This is a genomic window from Tunturiibacter gelidiferens, from assembly GCF_051013345.1.
GTDB lineage: Bacteria > Acidobacteriota > Terriglobia > Terriglobales > Acidobacteriaceae > Edaphobacter > Edaphobacter gelidiferens_A.
Genome location: NZ_CP132939.1, coordinates 4,266,177 through 4,279,756, shown reverse-complemented (window position 1 = coordinate 4,279,756; position 13,580 = coordinate 4,266,177). Strand labels below are relative to the sequence as shown.

Genomic DNA, 13,580 nt, shown 5'->3' with positions numbered 1-13,580 from the left:
CGGATCATCTTTTTGAGCACTCAGCATTTCGATCAGATGCCGTAACCTTCATCTGAAAGAGATCGGGCCGCGAATAATGGCCGCTCACATCCATCGTCATCGACTCCTGTTCAATCTCCTGCAGATCGAGCGTGGCGTATAAGATCGTTTCCTCGTCGAAGACAGGTCCGGCCAGATACCGTCCGTCCGGGGCGATGATGGCGGATCCACCGCGTTCGATCAAAGTATGCGGCTCCAGGCCCGGGGAGGCGAAAGGGCACTGGGTAGCGCAGATGCCTGCATAATCTGTCCCGCCGCGAGCACAAAGCAACGTCCCTCGAAGGCGTAGTGCCGACTTGCGATCTGGTGCATCTCGTGCACGGTCGGCCACACCGCAATATGAATCTGTTCTCCCAGGCTGTGCAGGTGCTGCCTTGTGAGTGGCATCCAGTGTTCCCAGCAGATCGAGCCCGCAACATTGACTTGATGGATCTTCGTAGTGCGAAGACCTGCCGAATCTCCTTGGCCCCAGACCATTCGTTCTGAATACGTCGGAATGAGCTTGCGATGATGGTTGAGTAGACTGCCATCGTTCCCAAAGAAGAGCAGACTGTTGAAGAGAGTGCCATGGCCGGGTGCGTCCCGAACGCGCTCGCTGATACCGATCACGATACCCACCTGCAGCCTGGTGGCCGCCTCCGCAAGGGCCTCGGTCTCTGGTCCGGGTACGATCACACTGTTCATACGCATTTCGGCGAAGACTTCCTTGACGGGAGGGTGGTTCCACAATGCCGCTCCCGGGCAGTAATCGAGCCACGCCGGATAGCCGGGAAGAAAGGTCTCCCCAAAGCAAATGAGCTGCGCGCCAGACCTTGCTGCCTCTTCAAGCAAAGCAAGAGCCTTTGCTAAAGTACCAGCGAGATCGAAGGGGACGGGCGAAGCCTGCACAATTGCCACTCGAATGGTCCGGTTTTCTTCCTTCGTTTGCATCGGTGTCATATTCCTTCTTCTCGATTAACGTTAGTCTGCAAAAAAGTGCGATCGTTGCGCCCGACTGGAAATCCTCATTCAAGATAATTGACCGATGCGACAATCGGCTTCGCACGAGCTCGTTTCAGACGGTAACCTCCCTTAAACGTCAGAAGCAGATAACATGGTTGATTGGAGAGCCAACGTGTTCAAGCAGGATTCATCGGTCGACGCAACCCATCAGGTCGCTCTCAAGAGCCGTTCCTGGGTCATCGGTTTCACCAGCTTGTTCTTCATCCTGTTGCAAAGTGCTTGCACGGCTGTGACGGCACTCAGCGGACTTCGTCTCCTGATAGGGGTCGGCTCGCTCGCCGCTGCCGCGACTGGAGCCAAGTTTCTGGCCTCCATTCACGCGGATGCTATTCGAATTCCAATGGAACTGCTGGCGATCGCCGGGTCTGCCGTGAACCTCTATGTCATCTGGCGCATTCGCTCGCTGCGCGGCCGGCCTTCATCGCAATGGAGAGTTGGACCCGTCACACCAGCGAAGAAACGAGCTGAAACAATCCAGATCGCGCTTGCGATTGTCACCCTGCTTCTGGTGTTTGTTGAGTGGACGATCCACCTCCATCTGCATCACTCGATCTGATCGGCTCAATCTTCATCCGGTTCTCTCGAACTCCCGTCGATCTCCTGCGCAAGCCTGGCGTGAAGACGTTCGCTGAAGCCCACGGGGAGTTCAAATATACGATCGTCCGCGGTGAGGATTAGGATATTGCGGGTTGAGTCGAGGATCGCAGAACATATCTCACAATGCTCCAGGTGCCGCTGCACCGAGTCCTTGGTCTCGGGCGCTAGCGAATCGTCCAGATAACCGGAGATGTAATCCCAAACGTGTTTGCATTCCAAGATCATCGCAACCACCTCTTCCCGGGAATTGCGCCCTCAATTTTGAAGCGAGCTGCTTCTGCATTATGATGCGCGCGCCGTGCAACCGGACCTTTACCGTCCCAGTGGTGATTAGAAAAGACTCCTGGGCAACATCCTCCGCGTCGGCAGGGTTCTTCATGAAGGATAGGAACACCCTGTATATCCCTTGGTCACACGACCGTATCAACTCATGATACCGTTCGGTATCGCCAGCGAGGATTGACTCGATCATCTGCTGCTCGTCCCGACTTGATGGCTCCACGTACATAAGTCTATCTATTAGCTGCGGATAATCGCGATTGTATCCCTGGTTGATCTCTGGGGTTCTCTGGCGCTAAGGCCGTGTGGTGATCGCGTCTCTTATCGTGGATAAAGGCGCCCTGGACGCGAGTTCCAATCCATCCGTTCCGGATCGCCGAATTCCCAACTGAACCCACAGGTTCTCGAGGTCGACTGTGGTTGGTTTGTCCTTCCATTGGTTGTACATGTCAACAAGAACAGTTGTTCCAGTCGCCTTATCGCCTGTATCCAAGACTCTCAATAGAGACCACTCTTTGTCGATCATACCGCCAGAGGCAACGATAGCGCGTAGCGCATCCTGCAATCCTTTGCGATTCTCTGTCTTCCTGCGAATCTCGACATCTGCGACGAGACAAAACATCGCTCCTCCCCAGTAGGTGCGGCCCCAGCTGCGAGTCTGGTCCAGACCGAGATCGCCTCGCTTAGGCTGCCCTTGCGACATGCCCAGGATCGTGTCCGCCCACACCTGCCGGACGGGCAGTTGCCCGGCTTGAGCGCGCGCAATCGGCTCGATATACGTCGCCAGGCCTTCCTCCATCCAGCTCTGATTGTCCGGCAGGGACGAAAAGGCCATGTGAACAAATTCGTGTGTCATGGTCCAGTCATCGGCTAGATCTCGCTCCGTTACATGGCGACCAAGCCGCATGCGCGTGACGCCCTGAAACCCGCCAACATTTCCCCACGTTGTACCGTGAATGGAGTCATCCTGGCCAGAATCGGTAATTACCCGGACATGCACTCTTTGAACCGGAAACCGGCCATAGTAGATCGTTACAGCGCGTGCAGCACGCTCGATCCAGGAAAGGACCTGTGAGGGCTGGACGTCCAGGCTTCCCGCGGCGAGATCGACCTCAATCGTAGCGCCGCCAATCGACAGGACTTGCGTTCCGCCTGTCGTTCGATCAGATCGACTGGCGGAAGGCGGGGCTGGATCCCCGCCTTGCTGTTCACCTGCAAAGCTGCAGGGAGCCAATAATGCCAAGAACGCAAGAACAAAGAGTGACCATCTTGCCATCGCGATCTCTTCCTCAACAACCGCCGTCAGTTTCTACCCGAAAATCCAAAAACGACGACAAACATCGTGGTCTGGATCAGATCGCTCAGATCAATCCTCAGATTTCATCAATCCATGCAATTGCCGTCTCGGGCGCCAGCCGTTTCATATAGTTCACTTCGACAAATGAATCGAGCACCTTGCCGTCTTTCGAGACCAGGAAGACCGCCGGAACCGGCAATTGAAAGGAAGTGGTCTCCATTGAAAGAGGGAATGTCCACACCAAATTGCTCTTGGACGGCCCTGAGATCACGGTCTAGCTCAAAGACAATCCCAAACTGCTGAGCCACCTTGTTGCCGCTGTCCGACGGGACGGGAAATAGAAGACTGTGCTTCTCCTGTAGCGTCAATAAATGATCAGGGGTTTGCGGAGAGATCGCAACAATCGTGACGCCTCGATCCGCAATCTCTGAATAGCGCTCCTGAAAAGCCCGAAGAGTGAGATTGCAAAATGGACACCAGGCTCCTCTATAGAACACGATGAGTAGAGGGCCTCGAGTTCGCAATTCCAAGCTTTTCACCATGGCGCCGGTTGCATCGGGCAGTTCGAAATCTCTAATTGCCTCCCCTGGCTGTATAGCGCGACTCTCAAGCCCCGATTCCTTGACCTCATGGATTGATGCTTCAATGGTGGGCATCACATGCGAAGGAGTCTTTTCCCTCACCATCTGTTCAACAGCACCGAGTTCTTCTTGAAGATCCATCTACGCTCCCCTCGTGGTTAACACGTGACCATTGGAGCGATATCCATTCAAAAAGTTACAAGTGGTGCTCTTTTGCAACTTCCACGAGAGAATTAGACTGCTACATCGTGCAGCGACCGTCGGCGTCCATAGGACGCTTCCCTTTGTCCGCCATTTCGCGTGACAGGATGGGTCAAAGAGCGGCGCCGAATCGGACGTAGCACACTTATTCAGCGCCTCTCGAGTCACGCCTTTATGCGTTGCATCTCCTCATCAAGGCGTGCGTGAAGCCGCTCACTGAAACCCAATGGCAGCTCGAAGACTCTTTCGTCAGCGGAGAGGATCAGAATATTTCGAGTGGAATCCAGAATTGCAGAGCAAATCTCACAGTGTTCCAGATGTTTCTGGACTTCGTTTCGTTCCGAAGCTTCCAGGTTGTTGTCGAGGTAACCAGAGATGTACTCCCAGACGTGTTTGCAATCTATAACCAAGGGAACCACCTCCGCTTAGGATTGACTTGTTTCAGTTGTGGTGCAAGCTTTTTTGTAACATCATTCGGGCTCGGTGCAGTCTCACTTTCACGGACGCTACGGAGATGCCGAGGGCCTCTGCCGATTCATTCACACTCAACTCCTCCACGTCTCGCAATAAAAAAATCTCACGGTAAATCCCTGGCAGGTCTGCAACGGCCAGTTGTATCATTTGCCGCACCTCCTTACGCTCAAGCGCTTCAGAAGGGACTTCGCGCCAGTCTCGAAGGATTGCCGGAGACACATGTCCGTCCTCTTCTGATCCGGCGTCCAGCGACTCTATCTTCATCGCCTTCTTCTGACGAAGCTTACTGCGAGCCTCATTGAGCGCAATGCTAATCAACCAGGTGCTGAACTTCGATTCGGCCCGGAACTTGGAGAGGTTCCGAAAGGCTTTGAGAAACGCCTCCTGAGCAGCATCTTCTGCGTCCGCTTCGCTCTGCAGCAATGAGAGCACCATCACGTACACGCTTCGTTCATGAGGTCGAATCAGATCATGAAACAGGTGGGTCTCACCACGCAGGATGGCGGCTATGATCTGTGCTTCGTCAACGACCTGGGGGTTGTCAACCATCACTTTTCAATCCCTGCGTTCCAGCGTCTCACCAGAAGTGCATCGAGAGAAAACAATCCTGCACCAAACACCAGCACCATGGCGGAGGCAAAGAGGAAAGTATATGGATCTGCGACGTAAAACTTTCCCGGATCCGAGAATACTGAAAACAACGCTTCTTTATCCGCAGTCCAGTACGCGACGAGCATGTTCACGGTAAGTACGAGTCCTATTAGTCTCGAACCCAATCCCAGAATGAGAAGAATCCCGCCGACGAACTCAAGTCCCGAGACGAAGTGTGCGGTAAGTCCTGGAGCAGAAAGGTTGAGGCTCGTGAAAAAGTCGGTCACTTTGTCGAGATGGTGCAACTTCCCCCACCCCGACTGCGCGAACTGCCAGCCCCAATAGAGCCGTACAACCAAGAGAAAAGGTGATTGAAGCTTTGAAATCAAGCCAGAAAATCGCATATACAAATCGAGCAAAGCCTTCATGACGTCCTCTTTCAAATCCGGGTATATCGCATCGAGCGATCTTCAACTGTCCAACGTGAGGACGGAAAGTAAAATCTCCTCGACTTCCTGCCCTTGCGCTCAGTTAGAGTTCTTGCCGGACGATCCGTTACAGAGGATCTTGATTCTTCTGCTATCAGTACGAACCTTTAGCATTTCCAACCCCGTCGGAATGTCGGCAGCGGAGGTCCGGCTCCGTGTGAGTGGCTGATCTTGCGCAAGAGCACCGTTCTCGAGCTGCCCATCAGAAATGGGGGAGAAGCCGCCTCCGGTGGCGCGCCCAACGCGGACTATATATATTGGTGGGTCAATCTGTAGACCCGTTCAGTCATCAGGAACCGATTACGTAACAGTTCGTGCTGCTTTGCCAGGAACTGCCGCGCGCGTTGATCGGGATCCCTCTGCCCCCGGCTCCGTGCGTGCCGATCTGGCATTGAAGAGAGGCGATCGGCCGCCTGAACCGGGAGGGAGCAGCCAATGAGAAACGGATATGTCATCGGCATGAACCTCGTCAAAGGGGTTCCAGTCGCCATCCAGAGTTTTTTGAAACCAGGGCTTGTTGGCTGCAACTGCGATTGCCTGTAACTCCTCCGCCGCATTGACGTCTCATGACCGTGCGGAGGAGGGATATTGTGACTCGTCGCTTTACTGCTTACTCCGCGTTGTCCATCGCTGCAGCACTGGCGGCCAGTTTGATTGCACTGTCTGCGCAGCCGTCAACCCACCTTGACTCCAATAACGCGCAACCTGGGCATCGCGCGGTCCTCGTGGAACTCTTCACGTCCGAGGGTGTTCCAGTTGTCCTTCGGCCGGCGCTCTTCTTCAGCAGGTCAACGGAAGATATAGCGACTCCGGCCAGCTCATCGTAGGCGTGAGCGAACACGTCACATACTGGAATAGTCTGGGCTGGCCCGACCCCTTCTCATCCCCCACTTCTACAGTCCATATCGCGTCTGCCAGTCTTGATGGGAACATCCTGACCGTCGACTTTTCCGTTAGTGGAACCATTCCAGGGAAGGGCGCGGAGATATACGCCATCCTTGCCGATGACAAAACCAGCTCGAACGTGCTGCGTGGCGAAAACTCAGGTCGCACTCTGTCGCATGTCTCCGTCGCCTGGACGATAACGCGGGTCGCGAATCTTCAAGAAGCGACAGAACTCACGATCCGCCTTCCCCTAGCGGGATACATTCAACAGTCCAGTCACCTTGGCCGTCATCTTATCCTGTTCGCCCAGGCACCCGGATTCGAACAAGTCCTTGGCGTAGACACACTATCTTTATAGGGCTCTCGCGAAAGACGGAACGGAGAATTGATTGCGGGAAAGCAAATGAGCAAGTCTGAGAGATACAGCGACACGAACCTGGCGTATTTTATGCTGCGCGCAACGTTAGGCCTCAACATATGTATCCATGGGGTGAGTCGCATTCTTCAGGGTCCCGGCGTCTTCGCAAATTCCCTGGTGGGCTCGTTTCACAAGACGCCACTACCAGACTGGTCCGTTCACCTGTTTGGTCTCGGGCTTCCATGGGTCGAAATCCTTCTGGGCGGCTTGGTACTGTTCGGCGTATCTCTACGTCTGGCGCTGTTTGGAGGCGCCTTTCTCATCTTTCTTCTCACACTCGGATCTTCACTGCTTCAGGATTGGAATGCCGCAGGCCTGCAACTTATCTACGCCATGATCTATGCCGGATTGTTGGCATTTCGGGCCAAAGACTGCCTTTCGGTGGACTCCCTGCGGCGCATCGCAGATCTTTCCTCAGCCACCGAATCAAGTCTACCGAGTGCGGAGGAGCGCTGAGATGAGAATTGCTGTTGTCGGAACCGGTGGTGTTGGAGGATATTTCGGCGCGAGACTGGCGGCCAGGGGTAACCCCGTAACATTCGTTGCGCGCGGCCAACATCTGGAAGCCATTCAGCGAAACGGTCTCACCATTCAAAGTTCTCGCGGTGATCTTCATCTCGACAACGTGCATGCAGTCGATAGTATTCGGAAGGTTGAGGCCGTCGATCTCATCCTGATTGCAGTGAAGCTCTGGGACACGGAAGAGGTAGCCTCAGCCCTCACGCCTCTGGCAGAAGGGGGAACCGCGATTCTTTCTCTCCAGAACGGCGTCGAGAAAGACGATGTACTAAGGAGGTTTCTGCCGACAGAATCTGTTGTTGGAGGCGTTTGCTACATATCGGCTTCGATTGCCAGACCCGGAGTGATCGGACATCACGGAGCCATTCAGCGCATTGCATTCGGTGAATACTCTGGCCGGGAGTCGGCGCGGACTCAGATGATTCTGGAAGCTTGCCGGCAGGCTGCGATCGATGCTGACATCTCGCTCGATATCCAACGTCTTATCTGGGAGAAATTTGTGTTCCTCGTAGGCCTGTCCGGAACGACCGCATCCATGAGACAGACCATCGGTACTATCCGCCAAAACCCCAGAACGCGGGCTTTTCTCTTGGATCTTATGCAAGAGGTGGTGAATGTGGGGCGCGCGGAAGGCTTGAATCTTCCTGAAAACTATGCGGCGGATCGACTTGATTTCTGCGATAGCCTACCCGCTTCCATGACTTCGTCGATGCACGCTGACCTGGAACGAGGAAATCGTCTCGAACTCCCGTGGCTTAGTGGGGCAGTTGTCCGACTTGCGAAGGAACGCCAGGTCAGCACGCCGCTCAATCGCGCGGTTTCGGACATTCTTGAGCCATTCATTCTAGGGTTCGGACAAGAGATCTAAGCGGAACATGCACGTTCGGTATCGACCGAACAGGCATCGCAATCCGAATCGGACAGAGGGATGTGGAAACATCCACCTGCGTCACTTGTCGCACCAATATCGGCCCGCCTGCCCCAGGCCGCCGCCCGAGAGCCTGCCCCGGAGCAACCCAGACTTCATTGTTTCGGGGGCCGGTTGTGTACGAATCGGCGATTCATGCGAATTTCGCGAAATGCATGGCGGCAGAGTTCATGCAATAGCGTAAGCCGGTTGGTTGGGGACCATCGTCGAAGACGTGGCCGATATGAGCATCGCATCGACGGCAGGAAATCGCGGTTCGCACCATGCCGAAATCCTTATCTCTGATCTCGACAACGTTCTCCTTCGCAAGGACTTGCCAGAAGCTGGGCCAGCCCGTCCCCGAATCGAATTTCGTCGCCGAGCTGAACAGCGCGGTATCGCAGCACGCGCATCGGAAGAGTCCCGCGGTGTGGAGATCCCAACTATCCCCGGTGTAGGGACGCTCCGTACCCGCTTGTCGAGCGACCTCATATGAGATTGCTGAAAGCTGACGCTTCCACTCGGCGTCAGGCTTCACGATGTGAGGAACGGTCTCTTTACCCAGGTTCGCGCCGGAAGATGAGAACTTGACTACTGTCACGATAGAGGGAGCATCGCCGCTCTGTTCCGCTGCTGCAGCGCTGGCAGAAGGCTTTCGTAGGGACCATAACGCGGCCCCCCGAAAGCGGTGACGGCGAGGGTAAGAAAGGTGCGTCGACTCGACTGTCGCACTTGTTCAACAGTTTGCCCGACGGTTTCTTTAGTTTGTGGTGACGTTTTGTTCTCCATGTTTCTTCCTTTTGGTACGACGATCTCCTCAATTGAGGGCTCTTCTTAGCCAAAGGTGAATGCGTCAGCTCGTACGGCCGGCGCCTCCCGACGACCAAGCTGCGGGCAACAACCACGCCTTTAGAAGAGGACGCCAAGGACTTCGGCAGCTTCTCCGAAAACCGGCTCTATCAGCTGATAAGGGAGCAGCATAACGTCCTTTCTAGACCGACAAGTTCACGCTTTAGCCGAGTTCGAGTGGTGAGCGATGCGAGCTTTCGGCGGATGACGTTGCCAACGTTGGGTCTTTCTGCAGCACTTTCGGTGACTGCGGTGATAAGACGCGAGCGGGACACAGAAGTTACGTATCCGACAGTGATCTTAATGCGCCCGAGATTCCCGATTCTTTACGCCCCTTCAGGGCGAGGTGTAAACACCATTCCTCACTCTTCGGATTCTGTAAATTTATGGACTTTCCATCGCTAGGGACGATCGAAACCGGAGCGTCCCCCTCGACACACTGCGGGTGGGCTAAACCGAGCACCAACCGCCTATATTTTGTCCGAACGAACAGCGGATGGGTCAGATGTCGATAACCGGATATCTTTCACTTCAAAACACTGCAAACAATCAGATCCCGGCACGGCCGGAGATTGGCACAAGCGCAGTTTTTTGCGTTCTCTCAGATCGACCGTAACCTTTAGCCCTTCGTGCACTCCAATGTGCAGTTCGCAGAAAGCGCAGCTGAGTGAGAGGGTTGCGAATGGGTGGTTCTCTCCCTCCTGAACTACTTTCCGGTCCTGCTGCGATTCTTTCGCGGTCAACCCTAACGTCCCTCGCCGCCAGGCGCGGCTCAACCAATGAAAGGCTTATCCCTATGACCACCACAGTAAAATCGCTCGCTTTGGCCGCCGCGTTTGCAGGTTTGATCGGCGGCACCACGGTTCGTTTGAACGCTCAGACGGCCCAGTCGAACGGCACCTCCGTTCAGTCCACACACGCCGGCGTCCTCCTCGTCCAGGACAAAACCCTGCCCAAGCATGCCTGCAAGGGTCAGAACGACTGTAAGGGTCAGGGCGGCGGCGATAAGAAGCATGCCGGCAAGAACGATTGCAAGGGCAAGGGTGGTTGCGCCACCGACGGTTCCAAGCCGCCGAAGGGTGCCTAACATGTCGCATTGTCTGGGGGCTTGGGTTGTTATCAAGCCTCCAGTTTTATCCATCTTCTAGTGTTCGGAGTCACATATGCCAGCGAACCGTTTCAACGGATTTACCGACTACGGGGTGGGGATCGGTCTACGCGTTCCGCACTATGAGCACATTTTTTCCAAGAAGCCCGTCGTCGACTGGTTTGAGATCATCTCCGAGAACTATATGGTCGACGGTGGACGGGCGCTGCAAGTGCTCGACGACATCCTCGATCAATATCGGGTCGTGCAACACGGGGTTTCGATGTATTTCGGCTCTGCGCAGCCCTTGAACCGGGAACATCTCAAACGTCTCAAAGAGCTGACTCGACGGACGAAGACTCCATGGCTCTCCGACCATCTATGCTGGGGAAGCGTTGATGGGCGTTACACGCATGACCTATTGCCCATCCCCTACACCTTCGAAGCTGTGAAGACGACGGCGGCGAGGATCCGGGAGGTCCAGGATTTTCTTGAGATTCCGATCGCTGTCGAGAATGTAAGTAGTTATGCTGAGTTCCATGAATCCCAGATGACCGAATGGGAGTTTCTAAACGAGGTGGTCGAGGCAGCCGACTGCGGAATCCTCCTCGATGTCAACAACATCTATGTCTCTTCCCAAAATCACACTCTCAACCCATTCGATTACGTCAACAGTGTTCCTGCCGAACGAGTGGCACAGATTCATATCGCCGGCCACTCTAAGTTTGAAAAGTACATCCTCGACACGCACGATCACCCAGTGCTCGATCCGGTTTGGGGTCTGTATCAACGGACGATTGAACGTGTTGGACACACCGCTACTTTGCTCGAGTGGGACGACAACATCCCGTCCTTCGATAAGGTGCATGGCGAGGCGTTGAAGGCAAACCAATATCTAGAGCCAACGGAGACAGCTTCGCAACCCGCGGAGCAGATGGTCCGAGAGGTGATCCACTCATGACGCTACTCGAGTTGCAGCGCCGCATGTCAGAGGACGTAATGCGGCCTCTCAGTGCCGAATTCCAAATGCAGACGACGACAGACGACGGACGTTCGACCGCGGCGATAGCCGAAGGCTACATTAAACCCAACGACCGCTTGTCCTCGTTCGACCGCCTTGAGATCTACAACCGCCAGTACTGGTTTCGGGTCATCACTGCTGTCGCCGAAGACTTCCCAGCCTTGAATGCGGTTCTTGGAAGTGAAGCTTTTGATGAGTTGGTTTTGGCGTACCTTCGAGAAAACCCGTCGTCCTCCTTTACGCTCCGTAACCTCGGCTCCAGGCTGCCGGAATGGCTTCAGAATCACGCCGAGTTTACGTCCGGCAACCACGACCTGGCGATGGATATTGCACGGTTGGAGTGGGCCTATGTGGAAGCGTTCGATCGAGCGGCGATTCCTCCTGTGAATGGTGCGGACTTTGCGGGCTTCGACGGCGAAACAAAGCTCAGCCTCCAGCCCCACTTGCAATTGCTCGATCTGAAATATCCTGTTGATGAAGTCGTTCTGGCTGTGCATAGAGAGACTGGCCCCAGCGACATCATGAGCAACGCAATCTCCGAACGCCGGCAGACTTCAGAAGCTGACTTGCCGGAGATGACGCGTCAGGACGTCTATCTCGCAGTCCATCGTTACGACAACTCTGTCTACTACAGGCGGATTGATCATGAAGCTTTCCAATTGCTATCCTCGCTCCAGTCGGGCAGTTCTCTTGGTTCTGCCCTCGAAGCAGCCTTTGAGGGCGGCGTCTATACCCTAGAGGACCAGACCGCCAAAATTCAGGAGTGTTTCGCACACGCCGCCGAGCTGGGATGGTTCTGTATAACGACTCCGAACTAACAACTTAAATCTTCATTCAGATCACGTATGTTGCCTCGTAGCCGCCTTGCAGCCACGGGCATGTATACGCACGCTGATAGCTGGAGCCGGCGAAAACGCAAACATCAGGACTCTTCATTCTCTGCTGGAGAGTGGAATCGACCCCCACAAGGGGACGCCTCACGAAAGGGAAATTTATGTAGTGCGCCGGGAGACCGGCAAGGAGTAGATGGTGCAAGTCCATTACGGTGAAGGTGTAGCGAACCACACTGACCCCGAGTCATACGCAGCATACCGTGATACCTATCTCTGCCCCGGGGAGAAGAGAGTGTCCCATCTACTGAACTGAGTTTCGTCACGACCTCGCACTGGCCCGGTTGGATTGCTATTTAAGGTGAACCGGTGAACCTCACCTGGGCAAAGAATCTGAACAATGCTGCTGGCGATGCACCTTAAATCTTCGCACCCGAAGTGAAATCAGAAGTGTTGCATAAGGGCATTCTGTGTAGTTCCCGTATGGATATGGCTCTCCATAAGGCCCAGATCGCGTTGGATCGTACGAGCGACGTCATCGCTGATCGCACCGTCATTTCTCAAACGCAGCAACGACTCTCTTTCTACCTGCACAACTTTCAGCAACAATGCGTCGCGCTGCTGACGACTGAAACCCTTCCCTTGCTCAATTTCCTCCGTGGGAAGATCGCGCAGGCGTCGTTCATATCCCGATAGCAGTTCATGAATGACGCTCGGGTCAAAGCTCTCGATCAAGCTGCGTCGGTTCAGATAGCGAATCGCTTCCTCCACAACCGTCCGTCGCGCACGCCGTTCCTCTCGCTCTTCCTCATTGGATCCGTCGATGGAAAGAAGTCGGATTAGCCATGGCATACTCAACCCCTGAAACACGAGAGACGTGCCGATCACGCAGAATGTCAAAAAGATAATCATGCTGCGTTGTTTGAGCGGCATACCGTTAGCGAGGGTGTACGGGACAGAGAACGCCGCGGCCAGTGACAGCACGCCTCGCATCCCTCCCCATGTGAGCACAATCAGTTCCTTGGGTTGAGGCGTTGGATTGTCAGCATGATGACGCCACCTGCCATACCAATACGGCGGCATACGTCTCTCCAAAGATCCAAAGTAGCCGAAGCAGGACCACGCTGATGCAAAAGATCGCACCCATGCGGATGAGAGCCCCAATCCCGATATGAAAGAGCTGTTTAAGCACAAACGGGAGTTGCAGACCAATCAAGATGAATACGACGCCATTGAGTACAAAGGTCAAAACCTCCCACACCACGGCGGATTGCAGGCGCACCTGTGGGGACATATAGGTGTGACTTTCCCGGCTCCTCAACCCAGTGAATTCTCAGGTTCGAAGGAGATTGGTGACTGTGACCATGTTCGGAGAATCAGTGGGCGAACTCGACGTTGGATGTAGTCTCTGACATTAGCCTCAGATTAGTCTGAGCGGCGTGTCCGGAACACTAGCAATACTGATAGCGATCTCATTCTTCAAGTAAAAAGGCAGCAACCCCTCCCCGGGTCGCA

At 54.6% G+C, this 13,580-nt stretch carries 18 protein-coding genes; 7 read left to right on the top strand and 11 right to left on the bottom strand.

Annotation, left to right across the window (positions count from 1 at the left end; genetic code table 11):
* Positions 1-4: 4 nt before the first annotated feature.
* A complete protein-coding gene (locus RBB80_RS21490) occupies positions 5-223 on the bottom strand; it encodes a nitrilase-related carbon-nitrogen hydrolase (protein WP_433964415.1) in 219 nt (72 codons plus the stop codon).
* Positions 220-978 carry a carbon-nitrogen hydrolase family protein gene (locus RBB80_RS21485; RefSeq protein WP_433964414.1) on the bottom strand — a complete coding sequence of 253 codons (759 nt, stop codon included), beginning with the start codon at positions 976-978 and terminating at the stop codon, positions 220-222. The genes RBB80_RS21490 and RBB80_RS21485 overlap by 4 nt, the downstream gene beginning before the upstream one ends.
* A gap of 154 nt (positions 979-1,132) precedes the next feature.
* Here RBB80_RS21485 and RBB80_RS21480 point away from each other — a divergent pair, with 154 nt between their 5' ends.
* On the top strand, positions 1,133-1,597 hold the full coding sequence (locus tag RBB80_RS21480; protein ID WP_433964413.1) for a hypothetical protein: 465 nt from the start codon (positions 1,133-1,135) through the stop codon (positions 1,595-1,597).
* Positions 1,598-1,602: 5 nt separating this feature from the next.
* On the opposite strand, the gene RBB80_RS21475 is transcribed toward RBB80_RS21480, so the two are convergent.
* The 6 genes from RBB80_RS21475 to RBB80_RS21450 form a co-directional block, all read right to left on the bottom strand.
* Positions 1,603-1,863: an anti-sigma factor family protein gene (locus tag RBB80_RS21475; RefSeq protein WP_433964412.1), complete on the bottom strand. Its 261-nt coding sequence runs from the start codon at positions 1,861-1,863 to the stop codon at positions 1,603-1,605.
* A 349-nt stretch (positions 1,864-2,212) separates the two neighbouring features.
* A complete protein-coding gene (locus tag RBB80_RS21470) occupies positions 2,213-3,193 on the bottom strand; it encodes a hypothetical protein (RefSeq protein ID WP_433964411.1) in 981 nt (326 codons plus the stop codon).
* A gap of 107 nt (positions 3,194-3,300) precedes the next feature.
* Complete coding sequence (locus RBB80_RS21465) at positions 3,301-3,936, bottom strand: peroxiredoxin-like family protein (RefSeq protein ID WP_433964410.1); 636 nt, start codon at positions 3,934-3,936, stop codon at positions 3,301-3,303.
* A gap of 224 nt (positions 3,937-4,160) precedes the next feature.
* Positions 4,161-4,415, bottom strand: coding sequence for an anti-sigma factor family protein (locus tag RBB80_RS21460; protein WP_433964409.1), 255 nt, complete (start codon positions 4,413-4,415; stop codon positions 4,161-4,163).
* Positions 4,416-4,437: 22 nt separating this feature from the next.
* The gene (locus RBB80_RS21455) at positions 4,438-5,019 is read right to left on the bottom strand and encodes a sigma-70 family RNA polymerase sigma factor (RefSeq protein WP_433964408.1); all 582 of its coding nucleotides are present in this window, start codon (positions 5,017-5,019) and stop codon (positions 4,438-4,440) included.
* Positions 5,019-5,489 carry a DoxX family protein gene (locus RBB80_RS21450; RefSeq protein ID WP_433964407.1) on the bottom strand — a complete coding sequence of 157 codons (471 nt, stop codon included), beginning with the start codon at positions 5,487-5,489 and terminating at the stop codon, positions 5,019-5,021. Before RBB80_RS21450 ends, RBB80_RS21455 begins: the two co-directional genes overlap by 1 nt.
* An 889-nt stretch (positions 5,490-6,378) precedes the next feature.
* Between RBB80_RS21450 and RBB80_RS21445 the strand changes: the two genes are divergently transcribed.
* Genes RBB80_RS21445 through RBB80_RS21435 form a run of 3 tightly spaced genes read left to right on the top strand, consistent with a single transcriptional unit; the run spans position 6,379 to position 8,239 of the window.
* Positions 6,379-6,792, top strand: a complete 414-nt coding sequence (locus tag RBB80_RS21445; protein ID WP_433964406.1) for a DUF1223 domain-containing protein — start codon at positions 6,379-6,381, stop codon at positions 6,790-6,792.
* Between the two features lie 45 nt (positions 6,793-6,837).
* On the top strand, positions 6,838-7,308 hold the full coding sequence (locus RBB80_RS21440; protein WP_433964405.1) for a MauE/DoxX family redox-associated membrane protein: 471 nt from the start codon (positions 6,838-6,840) through the stop codon (positions 7,306-7,308).
* A 1-nt stretch (position 7,309) separates the two neighbouring features.
* On the top strand, positions 7,310-8,239 hold the full coding sequence (locus tag RBB80_RS21435; RefSeq protein WP_433964404.1) for a ketopantoate reductase family protein: 930 nt from the start codon (positions 7,310-7,312) through the stop codon (positions 8,237-8,239).
* Positions 8,240-8,432: 193 nt separating this feature from the next.
* Here the strand turns inward: RBB80_RS21435 and msrB are convergent, their stop codons facing one another.
* Positions 8,433-8,879: a peptide-methionine (R)-S-oxide reductase MsrB gene (msrB, locus tag RBB80_RS21430; RefSeq protein ID WP_433964403.1), complete on the bottom strand. Its 447-nt coding sequence runs from the start codon at positions 8,877-8,879 to the stop codon at positions 8,433-8,435.
* Between the two features lie 1,044 nt (positions 8,880-9,923).
* On the opposite strand from msrB, the gene RBB80_RS21425 reads away from it, so the two are divergent.
* The 3 genes from RBB80_RS21425 to RBB80_RS21415 all read left to right on the top strand — a co-directional run bounded on the left by RBB80_RS21425 (position 9,924) and on the right by RBB80_RS21415 (position 12,053).
* Positions 9,924-10,214: a hypothetical protein gene (locus RBB80_RS21425; RefSeq protein ID WP_433964402.1), complete on the top strand. Its 291-nt coding sequence runs from the start codon at positions 9,924-9,926 to the stop codon at positions 10,212-10,214.
* A 76-nt stretch (positions 10,215-10,290) separates the two neighbouring features.
* The gene (gene bufB, locus RBB80_RS21420) at positions 10,291-11,175 is read left to right on the top strand and encodes an MNIO family bufferin maturase (protein WP_433964401.1); all 885 of its coding nucleotides are present in this window, start codon (positions 10,291-10,293) and stop codon (positions 11,173-11,175) included.
* A complete protein-coding gene (locus RBB80_RS21415; protein ID WP_433964400.1) occupies positions 11,172-12,053 on the top strand; it encodes an HvfC/BufC family peptide modification chaperone in 882 nt (293 codons plus the stop codon). Before bufB ends, RBB80_RS21415 begins: the two co-directional genes overlap by 4 nt.
* Before the next feature lie 456 nt (positions 12,054-12,509).
* Here the strand turns inward: RBB80_RS21415 and RBB80_RS21410 are convergent, their stop codons facing one another.
* Both RBB80_RS21410 and RBB80_RS21405 read right to left on the bottom strand, forming a co-directional pair.
* The gene (locus RBB80_RS21410) at positions 12,510-13,049 is read right to left on the bottom strand and encodes a hypothetical protein (protein WP_433964399.1); all 540 of its coding nucleotides are present in this window, start codon (positions 13,047-13,049) and stop codon (positions 12,510-12,512) included.
* Between the two features lie 58 nt (positions 13,050-13,107).
* Positions 13,108-13,359: a hypothetical protein gene (locus tag RBB80_RS21405; protein ID WP_433964398.1), complete on the bottom strand. Its 252-nt coding sequence runs from the start codon at positions 13,357-13,359 to the stop codon at positions 13,108-13,110.
* Positions 13,360-13,580: the final 221 nt, after the last annotated feature.